Consider the following 11,681-nt stretch of genomic DNA (forward strand, 5'->3'; position numbering starts at 1 on the left):
CATTGACGTTCGAATAACCTCAATGATTGAAAAACGGGCCGGTCAATGACCAGCCCGTTTCGCGTTCTTTAGAGCATGCCCTTTGCAGCTTCAACAAGGCCGCGAACTGCGTTCACGGAATTATCGAAGTTTGCCTTTTCGGACTCATCGAGATTGATCTCGACGATGCGTTCTACACCGCCAGCGCCCAGAACAACCGGGACACCAACATAAAGTCCGTCAACGCCGTATTCGCCGCTCAGGTGAGCTGCAACCGGCATGACGCGCTTTTGGTCTTTAAGATAGCTTTCTGCCATCGCGATTGCCGAAGCAGCCGGGGCATAGAAAGCAGAACCGTTTTTCAGCAGGCCGACGATCTCTGCGCCACCGTCACGGGTGCGCTGAACGATCTGGTCGATTTTTTCCTGCGTGGTCCAACCCATTTTGATCAGGTCCGGAACCGGGATACCTGCAACGGTCGAATAACGGATCGACGGCACCATGGTGTCGCCGTGGCCGCCCAGAACAAAGGCGGTAACGTCTTTGACCGAAACGTTGAATTCTTCTGCGAGGAAGTAACGGAAACGCGCAGAGTCCAGAACGCCTGCCATGCCGACAACTTTCTTCGGATCGAAGCCGGTTGCCTGCTGCATTACCCAAACCATCGCATCAAGCGGGTTGGTAATGACGATGACGAACGCGTCAGGTGCGTGTTCCTTGATGCCCTGACCAACCTGGGTCATGACTTTGGTGTTAATACCAATCAGATCATCGCGGCTCATGCCCGGTTTGCGAGCTACACCTGCGGTGACGATGACGACGTCAGCGCCTGCGATGTCTTTATAGTCACTGGTACCCTTGAGGTCGGCATCAAACATGTCGACGGGGGAGGATTCAGCAATGTCAAGCGACTTGCCCTGTGGCATGCCATCAACGATGTCGAAAAGGACGACGTCGCCAAGCTCTTTCAGTCCGACGAGGTGAGCAAGCGTGCCACCAATGTTGCCGGCGCCGACGAGCGCGATCTTGTTGCGGGCCATTCCGTTACCTTCTTCCCTATTGCGCTTCCTGGGGGTCGAAACTCAACTTGGGAGCGCGATTGAAAATTTAAACCTGCGAACGCGAAATAATCGTTCGTAAACATCGAGTGTCGTAAACTGAATCGGCACGAATGACAAGGGGAAACCCCACTGTTTTTACGAGGAAAACCGCCGGTTCGCGGTTTGTTGCAACTATGGTCTAAACGCTCAAAAACCATTCATGTTGCAATTGCGAAGGCAGGCAAATGTGCAGCAAAACCAAAGCTGGTTTACGATTGCGGCCTGCTTAAAGGAAAGGCAGTCTGCGCGTTTGCTGCGAATTCGGGCGCAGCACCGTGATTGCGGGATGATAGCATTGCATCAAACTGCCATCAGCCATGCGGTCTGTACGTACTCGAAAAAACGCTAATTAACACGATTTTTGCGTGAAGATGCGTTTGTGACATGGCTCACGCAACAAATACCCGGCAGCGCACGCCCATATGGCGAATTGTTGCAGTTGTTCTAAACTCTGATGGGCGGAGTCGTTTTTGAAGCGCACCAGATCACAGAAATCAGGGTTTCCTTCCCTGATTTCCAGAACCAATCGGACCATTGATCAGGTCAGGTGGGCCATGTCGAGGTATTCCTGACTGCACATTTCCGTCATGCGCGATACCGTGCGCTGAAATTCGAAGGCGTAATCCCCGTCGGTGTAAATTTCGGCGGGATCGCATTCGATGGCACAGATCAGTTTGGTTTTATGTTCGTACATCGCATCGACAAGGGTGCCGAACCGTTTGGCCCAGTCGCGCCGTGAGTCCGGCAGTTTGGGGATAAAGTCGATGACGATGGTATGGAAGTGGGTCGCAAGTGCTATGTAATCCCCCGGACCAAGCGGGCGGGTGCAGAGTTCTTCAAAGCTGAACTTTGCGACACCGGCACCTGCTGCCGAAATGGCGATTTCACGCCCCTTGATTGTCAGACTGTCGGGAGAGACGCGCGCGCCTTCGGTCAGGGTGGCAAACATTTCATCGATGCGCGGTTGGGCCTTGGTCTGGGTAACCGGATAGAAAAACACGTCCGCTGCGGTCAGATTACGCATCCTGTAATCGGTTGGGCTAGCCAGTTCGAGTACATCAAGCTTCTGCTTGATCATATCAATAAAGGGCAGGAAGTTCTGGCGCTGCAGGCCGTCCTTGTAAAGATCATCGGGTACGCGATTGGAGGTGGTGACAATCACAACCCCATGATCAAAAAGCTGTTCGAAAAGGCGGCCCAAAATCATCGCATCGGTGATGTCGGTGACCTGCATTTCATCAAAACACAAAAGCCATGCGTCTTCTGCCAGATCCTTGGCAATTGGCGGAATTGGGTCGGCATCGTCTTTTTTCTTGGTCTGACGATAGCGATGCATGCGTTCATGGACATCCTGCATGAAGTCATGAAAATGAACACGGCGCTTTTTTTCAATGCTGATGGTTTCATAGAACAAATCCATCAACATGGATTTGCCACGTCCGACATCGCCATAAATATAAAGTCCCGACGGCGGGGTGGGTTCTTCGCGGCGGCGCGTCAGGCCAAACCGTTCGCGCCATCCCCCCGTGCCTGTGGCAGGCTCGTAATGATCAAGTGCATGTTTCAGGCTTTGGAGTTTTTCCGCGCACAGTTCCTGCATCGGATCGTGAGACAGCTCGCCAGAGGTGATTTTCGCGCGATAACGTGAAAGGGGCCCGTCGGTCATCAACAGATCTCGATTGCAGTGAAAGAAAATGTCTCAACGGGGTTTGTCATAGCGCCAAGAAGCATTGCAACGCAACAATGCGCTGTGCATCGCAGCCGCGTAAATGATGCAAACCCGGCCGGTCATCGAAGTCCTGACCTTTATCAGATCAGGCGCATTTTCTTGAATAGCCAGACTTCAAATGCGGTGATCGCCGCCAAGATGACGGCAACCCCGATAAAGCCAAATGGGCTGTCTGCTGCCGGAATGCCGCCAACATTGATGCCCAGAAGACCAGTGACAAAACTGATCGGCAGGAACAACCCGGCAATCACGGTCAGCCAATACATGGTGCGGTTCATCTGCTCGCTTTCTATCGCCATCAGGTTCTCGTTGACGATCTGAATACGTTCACGCAGCGAGTCAAATTCTTCGACCAGGCGGATGGTTTTGTCGGTCAACGCCCGTGCCCGGCGTTTAAAACGTTTGTCCGACCATGCGGGTTTTTGTTCAAGGTAGTTCGCAAGCGCATCGCGTTGCGGGGACATATGACGGCGCAGGCGCGACAACTGATTGCGGATATCGGACCCCTGTTTGCGCAAAAGCCGTGTTTTGCCCTCTGCCACGGTTTCCTGATCGTCTTCGATGGTTTCGACGTTTTCTTCAATCCCGCGCACGACATGTTCAACCCGAAAAGCCAGACGTTCGGCCACAGTCAATACAAAGTCGTCTATGCTGTTGGGGGCCTTGTTTTCGGCGATGGCGTTTCGGATATCGTCAAATGCCTTAAGTGGCTGGTTGCGCAGTGTGATGACCATATTTGCCGTCACCCAGAACCGCACTGAAATCATGTCTGCGGGATCATTTTCCGCATTCAGGTTCACCCCGCGCAGGTTCAAGGAATATCCAGGATCGTAAAAGAAAACCGCCGGCCGTGTTCCGCGTGTCGACAGGCTATCGGAAATGGTCGGATCAACACCCGCGATATTGATCAGCCAGTCGCGAATACCATCCCCCATCCAGTCCAGATGCACCCAAAGATAATTGCCTTCGCCAATCGGGGGCAAGCCTGCCTGCAGGGTTTCCCAGTCAACGATCTGTGCCGTGCCATCCGGGGTAATTTCAAATGCATTGATCAGTGCGGTGTTGCTCATCGGGGGCTCCTTGATCGACCATGTTTACGAACTTCGCAAACGCGGCCATCAAAACAAGGGAACGAAACGCATGGTGATTCGTTACAGTCTTCGGTGTAGGGTCGCTAAAGAGCGCAATCATAAGCGCCAACCTGTTTACAAAACGCGAAAAGCACTCAAGAAACGTTTGTCGGACAATAATATGGATCATCAGGCATGACATCAGTTCGTCAGGTAATCGCAGGTCTTGCAATCTGTCTGTTTGCAATGACAGCGTCTTTGGCAGTGTCTGCACAAGAGGGTGAAAACCGTCCGGATGCAGTTCAGAAAATTGAACTGGAAAATGCGCAAAGCCGGGTTGCCGAATGGGAATCCGAACTTGATGACCTTGAAGATGTAATTGCCAGCGAAGATGTCACCAACAGCCGTGTCGCCGATAGCCGCGACCAGATTGAAAGCATCCAGCTTGCCATCAATGCCCTGAGAAGTCGCGCAGATGAACGCCTGCAGCGCTTTGAAGCGGCCCTTGGCAAGCTTGGAAAGCCACCAGAAGAAGGCAAAAAAGAGGTCCCGGCTGTGGCACGCGAACGTGAACGCATTGATCAGGACATCGCGCGCGTCGGTGGTCTGGTCAAGCAGCTTGAACTGGTGAATTTCAGGGCCAGTGAATTATCCGATCAACTGGCAGGCCTTGCGCGCGAACGTTTCACCCGTCGTGTTCTTGGCCGGGCCGAGGTGCCACTTGATCCCGCCATCTGGGGGCAGGCCTGGGGCGAAATCGTACAGCTCCCCAGCATGGTGCAGGCGCGCTATGCCAATATAGAACTGTCAGACGATGTCGCGGACGAACTTCTGGACATAGCACCCGGTCTGGTTCTGTTGACCTTTATCGTTATTGCCGCCCTGATCGGGGGTGAAGTCGTTGTTCTGCGCTACGTTCCCGCACGCTGGAATAATGCACCAGAAGAAGACCGTGTGTCCTTGGTGTCGGGGACACGGTTCCTGTTTACCGCGATGGTGCCCGGCATTGCGCTTCTGATTGCCTATGGGATACTTGATTCGCGCGATACCCTGTTAACGGGGGCGATGGGCAACTTTATCCATCAGTGTTTTGCAGCAGCCCTGTTTTTGTTGTTTGTCGGCGCTGCCGTGCGCAGTGTTCATTCCCCGTTTGCGCCGACCTTGCGCCGATCCGGCACCACGATGCAAGGGGCAAGGGTTGTCGGGGGCTGCTCGTTGGCGATTGCCTTGATTTTTGCGTTCGACATGGTGTTGTTGCAAGGTGCGACCACCTTGGGCACGTCGCTTGATATCGCACTGGTTCAAAGCATTACGAACGTTCTGGTTATTTCGGTCTTGCTGTTTGTTTTATCCCTTGGGGTGTTCTGGCAGCATGATGCGCAAGACCGTCACGCGTTCTGGTCAAAGATCGAACGCCGCAGCCGCCGCGGGTTCAAGGCCGTTGCCATTCTGATGCCGGTTCTGATGGCGCTGGGCTATGTTGCGCTGGCCCGGTTTATCCTTGAAAACCTGATGATGGCGCTGGCGTTTCTAAGCTGCTATTGGCTGCTGCGCGCTTATTGCCGTGCATTGATGCACACCTATCTTGTGCGACCGGAAAGCAGCGAAGACAGCACGGTCAGCGATGCGGTGCATGGCACACTTTATTTCTGGTTACGGGTACTGATCGATGTGGTGATGTTTTCCATCGCCGTGCCGGTCGCGGTGATGATCTTTACCGACATTGCCTGGGTCGATCTTATTCTTGCGGTTCAGCAGGCCTTCATTGGCATTCAGGTTGGCGGCATTCATTTTTCATTGCGCACGATCCTGATCGCGGCACTGATGTTTGTCATCGTGCTGGCGGTCATGCGGTTCTTCCAGCGAATGCTCAGCACGCGGGTTCTGCCCAACACCAAACTTGATCAGGGTTTGCAGCATTCTGTTTCGGCGATATTTGGCTATGCCGGGATTTGCCTTGCGATCCTGTTGGCGGTGTCTGCCGCCGGGCTTGATTTGTCGAACCTTGCGATCATTGCCGGTGCCATTTCGGTTGGTATCGGTTTTGGCATGCAAAGCATTGTGAACAACTTTGTCTCGGGCCTGATCCTTCTGGTCGAACGTCCCATCAAGGTCGGCGACTGGATTGTGGTTGGTGCCGATCAGGGCTTTGTCAAAGACATCCGTGTGCGTGCCACCGAGATCGAGACATTTGATCGATCTTCTATCGTTATTCCGAACTCCGAGCTGATTTCAAACCGGGTTCTAAACTGGACGCTCAAGGAGCGCTCCGGCCGTGGCATCATCAAGATCGGTGTGTCTTATGGTGCAGATATCGACAAGGTGCGCGATATCCTGTTTGAAATGGCGGACAAACGCCGCGAGATTTTGAGCTATCCGGCCCCGCAGGTCGTGTTTATGGACTTCGGCGCCAGTTCACTTGATTTCGAACTGCGTTATTTCCTGCGCGATATCGGCGATGTGGTTGTGGTCGGAAGCTCGATCCGGTTTGAACTTGTGCAGCGCTTCCGCGAGGAAGGCATCGAAATTCCCTTCCCGCAGCGTGACCTTAACCTGCGAGATGTCGACAAGCTTACCGATGCGATCCGTGATGCGGGCAAAGGCGCACCGCCCCGGCCCGCACCTGTACCCGTGCCGGATATCTCGCCTGAGCCGGCGGGCAAGGACAGTCAGACCGATGACAGTTCTGATATGGGGGCGGATCAAAAGGCAGCCCCGCCATCTGCGGCAAAAGACATCTCGCGCGATCGCGATGCGTCGAGCCGGGAAATCCCGGATGCGGGCGGTGAAGGTCCTGATGATCCGGGCGGGGACGCGCCGCGCTAAGGATTATCCTGCTTGCGAAAAGGCCTTTTGCCGTCCCGTTTTTGTCATGCGATGCAGGCGTTATTTGATTTTGGAGTCATGGCCTTCAGTGAAAAATGCTTCAAGTTCGGCAAACCCCATGGCCTGTTCTGCAAACCCGAATGAGCCCTGTGAGACCATTTCGCGAGAAGCTTTGACAAAAGCGCCATAGGCAAGCCGGGCAAGGGCAGAACCAACACTGATCCGTTTGGCACCTGCATTTGCCAATTCAGCCAGGCTGAATGTATTTCCGGGCATGCCCATGACGACATTTACCGGTTTGTGAAGCGCACCGCAAACGGTCCGGATTGTATCAAGATCATACAAACCTGGCGCATAGAGAACATCAGCACCTGCTGCTTCAAATGCCTGAAGGCGTTTGATTGTGTCGTTAAGGTCAGGTTTGCCCCACAGGAAATTTTCGCATCGGGCCGTCAGAACAAAATCATGCCGCAAGGCAGATTTGGCTTCTACCGCAGCCTGAATGCGTTCAACGGCATGAGAAAAATCATAAATCGGATTGTCTGTGTCCCCAGTATGATCTTCGAGAGAACAACCGGCAAGGCCGATTGATGCGGCGACTGAAATGGTTTCCGCCGAACTTTCCGGACTATCGCCCATTCCTTTTTCGAGGTCGGCCGTGACTGGAAGCGGCGTAGCAGAGACCAATGCCTGACAATGCTTGAAAGTATTGTCAGGCGATGTTTTTCCCTCTGCAACCCCCAAAGAAAATGCCATGCCTGCGCTTGTCGTCGCCAACGCCCGGAAACCGAGTGCAACAAGAATTCGGGCAGTTCCGATATCCCATGGATTGGGAATTATGAATGCACCGGGTTCCTCGTGAAGAGCGCGAAATGCAGCCCCTTTGTCCTGCGGCATGTTCTTAATCCCTGTGCGGTTAAGCGGACCAAGATTTTGTCACGAACAAAGGAACATAACAAGAACAATTGTTGCGAAATGGTGCAGGCGACGATTTGCCGATTCAGACGTATCTCGTTGGTTGGATGATCAAATATCAAACAGGGCTGCGGTGATCTTTTGCCCCATCGGGGCTATCAGGTGCCGTTCGCGCGGCGAAAGCCAGCGAAGTTCGGCAATCTCGCCTGCAGGGGCGAGGGTTCCGGTATAATAACCGGTAAAGCAGGTCATGCGGACAACCGCGCCGTCGGGCTGGTTGTGCCCCTGTCCGGCAAAGGTGCCGAGTTTGCGCAATGTGCCGGGCACAAGGTCAACGCCGAGCTCTTCACTGATTTCACGCTTGATGGCTTCGCGGGCGGTTTCGCCGGGATCAATCTTGCCACCGGGCAGATAAAACCGGTCGCGACCATGGCTGCGTACCGACAGGATCATCTCGCCGTCACGCAAAATCCAGTTGGCGGTCTCAATCACCTTGATAAGGGCTGTGTCTGTGGTGCTGTGACTGGTTTCAGGCATGCGGCCTCACAGGATGGCGACATCAAGTCCGATATCAACCGCCGGAGCCGATTGGGTGATGCGCCCGACGGATACGTAATCTACCCCCGTTGCCGCAATGGCCCCGATGGTGTCAAGGTTAACACCACCCGATGCCTCGGTCTTGCAGCGCCCCGCCACAATGGCAACGGCTTTGCGCAACATATCCGGGCCCATATTATCAAGCAGAATGATATCTGCCCCTGCTGCTGCGGCTTCTTCCACCTGATCAAGGGTATCACATTCGACCTCGATTTTGGGCAAATTGGCAGCACGGGCAGCTTCGACACATTTGCTGATCGATCCGACAACGCCGATATGGTTGTCCTTGATCATCACCCCGTCATAAAGCCCCATGCGATGGTTCTGTGCGCCGCCCATGCGGGTGGCGTATTTTTCAAGCTTGCGCCATCCCGGAAGGGTCTTGCGCGTATCCAAAAGCTTGGCCGGTGTATCCCCCATCGCCGCAACATAGGTGCGCGTGGTGGTGGCAATACCCGAAAGATGCTGCAGGGTATTCAGGGCCGTGCGTTCGGCTGTCAGAATGCCGCGCGCGTTGCCTTCGACCACGGCGAGAATGTCTTTGGCAGAAATGGCATCGCCATCTTCGCAGCGTTTTTCGATCCTGGCGTCCGGGACCAATTTGCGAAAACAATCAAGCGCGATATCAAGCCCGGCCACGACAATGTCTTCGCGGGTTTCAAGGGCAACGCGAAGCCGTGCATCTGCAGGAACGACATTGTCCGATGTGATGTCACCAGGGCCGATATCCTCGGCAAAGGAACGGTCGATGAAATCTGTGATTTCAGCTTGGGTCAGGACGGTCATGGGGACAGAGCACTTTGAATTCGGGAAAGATGGAAAACAGCCCCGCAAAACTTGCGGGGCTGTGGGATGGTTGGGCTTAGGCCGCGTCGTCTTTTTTGACCGGAATGTTTTTTGACATTTCCAACATGCGTTCAAGCGGCTTGACCGCTGCGACACGCAGGTCTTCGGGCATGACGATCTGTGGGCCGTTATTGACCAGACACAGATACAGCTTCTCAAGCGTGTTGAGTTCCATGAACGGGCAGTTGTTGCATGCACATGACCCGTCGGCACCCGGCACCGGAATGAATTCCTTGTGCGGGGCGGCCTTTTCCATCTGGTGAATGATGTGGGGCTCGGTCGCGATCAGATATTTCTGATCCGGGCCGTTGATCACATATTCCAAAATGGCGCGGGTTGAACCGATGTGATCGGCATGTTTCAAAATGCCATCATGGCATTCTGGGTGGGCGGCAATCATGGCATCAGGATTTTGCGTTTTAAGCCGGATCAGCTCACGTTCGGAGAACTGCTCATGCACGATGCACGACCCGTTCCAAAGCGTCATGTCACGACCGGTTTTCTTGGCAAGGTATGATCCAAGATGGCGGTCAGGTGCCCACAGGATCGGCTTGTCGAGCGGGATCTGGTCAATGACCTCGGCCGCATTGGACGAAGTCACGATAATATCGGATGCGGCCTTTACCTCGGCCGAGCAGTTGATATAGGTGATCGACACGTGATCAGGATGCTGTTCACGGAACTTGCGGAACGGTTCTGGCTGACAAGAATCCTCGAGCGAGCAACCCGCCTTGGAATCCGGCAACAGAACGGTTTTGTTCGGGCTGAGGATCTTGGCGACCTCGGCCATAAAGCGCACACCGCAAAATACGATGACGTCCGCATCGGTGGCAGCCGCCTTGCGCGACAGATCAAGACTATCGCCGACAAAGTCGGCAAGGTCCTGAATTTCCCCATCCTGATAGTAATGGGCCAGAATGATCGCGTTCTTTTCCTTTTTCAGGCGCTGAATCTCAGCTTCCAGATCAAGGGTCGGATCAATCTGCATTTCCGACATTGCGTTGGCGGATGCCTCGGCAATGGTGATCATTTCATTCATGGCGTCTTCTCATCTCGCCTGTTTGCATGTCGGAGATAATGTGCGGGGCCCGACATCGCAAGTTAATGACAGTTTGAGAACTTCAATATCGCCATTGGGCAGGGATGGCAAGGAAATGGGGCAGGGGATTTTGATTGCACATCGGCAGATGTCCAGCGCGATGCTAGATTGCAGATGTTTTAGACGCTTACGCTTGGCCCATAATACGCCGCTTGATAAGTGGTGGGCAGCCCCGCAATTGATGGCAGGGATAGTGCGATATGAGAAATAAAATATCTTTGCTGTCAAAAACCTCAATATAAATCTATGATAGAGGCTGCATCTTCTTTCAGTAAAATTGATGAGTGCCCCAAACATTTGTTTGGGTGTCTATTTTTGCGCTTAAATCGTGCGACTCCCTTTGGGGGTGGTTTGATTTAATTCGCGCGTTTGCGCGTGGTAAAAATAGGCCGTTATTTTTGCTGAATGAAGAAAAATCGACTTTTCTGATTGCCGCGTATTTGCGCGATAGGAGCTATTTTGACAAACCGCACCACATCAAAAATTCTGAGTTTTGCCCGCCCGTTTAGCTTGCGTGGCTTTGCAGAAGTTCTGCCTGCCGGTGCCTATAAGGTCATCACCGAAGAAATGCAGGACGATAAGGTCACCTATCCGACCTGGCAGTGGGTTTCGACCCAGATGCATCTGCATACCAATGCAGACCGTGCACATGATGCCCGCATGGTAAATGTTGATCCCCGCGATCTTGAAGTTGCCCATCTGCGCGATCAAAAAATGATCGACGCCCGCCCGAAAGTGGCGTTTTCCGTCCATAAATCAAACAGCCGGTCCAAACGCGCTTTGTAATTATAGCGCATACTGTGAAGGGGGCTCCGGCCAGCTTGCTCAAACGGGTTGGACTGGCCGGAAAATACCCCGACCTGATATTTTCCCAGAATGAAAACCCGTCATAGTTCCATTCTGCTGGCTTGTCGGACTTGGCCCTAAACGGTTATTCCCAGCCCCAAAGATACTGGCCAGCAGGCGGTCACCTGCTGTTAAATGTTGAGGGTTGCCGAATGGGAAGCTTGCCTGTGCCCATCCACTGATAGGGCTATTAAAATTACATCTGTCCCCTTTTTCCGTGCATCAGAAGCACATCTGATTGATAAATCTCAGTGAAGTTACCTGCCAGCACTTCTATGTTTGGGCCGGATTCCGTAACGGATCGGACATAAATTTCGCTTCCGCACACACGTTTTCGCTGTTTTTAGCCTGCTGTTACATACCTGCCTTGTAGAATGCGAAGTATGTGTGACCCTCGGATGAGGCCATAAAGCCCATAACTGATGCACATGAGAGTCTTGAATATGGATTGGGTCCCGATCACTTTTGGTACGTTTAAAGTTGTCGTACTGCTGACCGCGATGTTCTTCGCCATCAAGTGGCATTACGATCAAGGTCAAAAGTACGGCAGACAAGCGGTACTGCGTGCCAGCGCCAAGATCACCGGCGTCTTCGTGCTCGCACTCTTGGTCGTGGGGGGCATCACTCTGGCACTTAGTAACTTCCTTGGTTTGGACCTAAGTTACTAATCGCTG

The 11,681-nt window shown here is 53.4% G+C and carries 10 protein-coding genes; 3 read left to right on the forward strand and 7 right to left on the reverse strand.

From position 1 onward, the window contains the following. Positions 1-68 precede the first annotated feature (68 nt). The 3 genes from mdh to JF44_RS0105790 all read right to left on the reverse strand — a co-directional run bounded on the left by mdh (position 69) and on the right by JF44_RS0105790 (position 3,878). Positions 69-1,019, reverse strand: a complete 951-nt coding sequence (gene mdh / locus JF44_RS0105780; protein ID WP_033068021.1) for a malate dehydrogenase — start codon at positions 1,017-1,019, stop codon at positions 69-71. A gap of 598 nt (positions 1,020-1,617) precedes the next feature. Further along, entirely contained in the window at positions 1,618-2,745 is a 1,128-nt protein-coding gene (zapE, locus tag JF44_RS0105785) for a cell division protein ZapE (RefSeq protein WP_033068022.1), read from the reverse strand. Between the two features lie 143 nt (positions 2,746-2,888). Beyond that, on the reverse strand, positions 2,889-3,878 hold the full coding sequence (locus JF44_RS0105790) for a CorA family divalent cation transporter (protein ID WP_033068023.1): 990 nt from the start codon (positions 3,876-3,878) through the stop codon (positions 2,889-2,891). Between the two features lie 195 nt (positions 3,879-4,073). Here JF44_RS0105790 and JF44_RS0105795 point away from each other — a divergent pair, with 195 nt between their 5' ends. Beyond that, a complete protein-coding gene (locus tag JF44_RS0105795; protein ID WP_033068024.1) occupies positions 4,074-6,704 on the forward strand; it encodes a DUF3772 domain-containing protein in 2,631 nt (876 codons plus the stop codon). A 60-nt stretch (positions 6,705-6,764) separates the two neighbouring features. Here JF44_RS0105795 and JF44_RS0105800 read toward each other — a convergent pair whose 3' ends face one another. The 4 genes from JF44_RS0105800 to nadA form a co-directional block, all read right to left on the reverse strand. Further along, on the reverse strand, positions 6,765-7,601 hold the full coding sequence (locus JF44_RS0105800) for an isocitrate lyase/PEP mutase family protein (RefSeq protein WP_033068025.1): 837 nt from the start codon (positions 7,599-7,601) through the stop codon (positions 6,765-6,767). 129 nt (positions 7,602-7,730) lie between these two features. Then, a complete protein-coding gene (locus tag JF44_RS0105805; RefSeq protein WP_052065483.1) occupies positions 7,731-8,156 on the reverse strand; it encodes an NUDIX hydrolase in 426 nt (141 codons plus the stop codon). A gap of 6 nt (positions 8,157-8,162) precedes the next feature. Then, positions 8,163-9,002: a carboxylating nicotinate-nucleotide diphosphorylase gene (gene nadC, locus JF44_RS0105810; protein ID WP_033068026.1), complete on the reverse strand. Its 840-nt coding sequence runs from the start codon at positions 9,000-9,002 to the stop codon at positions 8,163-8,165. A gap of 76 nt (positions 9,003-9,078) precedes the next feature. Beyond that, positions 9,079-10,101 (reverse strand): quinolinate synthase NadA, encoded by a 1,023-nt coding sequence (gene nadA, locus JF44_RS0105815; protein ID WP_033068027.1) that lies wholly within the window; start codon positions 10,099-10,101, stop codon positions 9,079-9,081. Positions 10,102-10,620: 519 nt separating this feature from the next. Here nadA and JF44_RS0105820 point away from each other — a divergent pair. Then, positions 10,621-10,947: a hypothetical protein gene (locus JF44_RS0105820; protein ID WP_033068028.1), complete on the forward strand. Its 327-nt coding sequence runs from the start codon at positions 10,621-10,623 to the stop codon at positions 10,945-10,947. 503 nt (positions 10,948-11,450) lie between these two features. Continuing rightward, positions 11,451-11,675 carry a hypothetical protein gene (locus JF44_RS0105825; protein ID WP_033068179.1) on the forward strand — a complete coding sequence of 75 codons (225 nt, stop codon included), beginning with the start codon at positions 11,451-11,453 and terminating at the stop codon, positions 11,673-11,675. The last annotated feature ends 6 nt before the right edge of the window (positions 11,676-11,681 follow it).

Origin of the sequence: Thalassospira australica (assembly GCF_000763295.1) — a bacterium.
In the GTDB taxonomy this organism is placed as follows: Bacteria; Pseudomonadota; Alphaproteobacteria; order Rhodospirillales; family Thalassospiraceae; genus Thalassospira; species Thalassospira australica.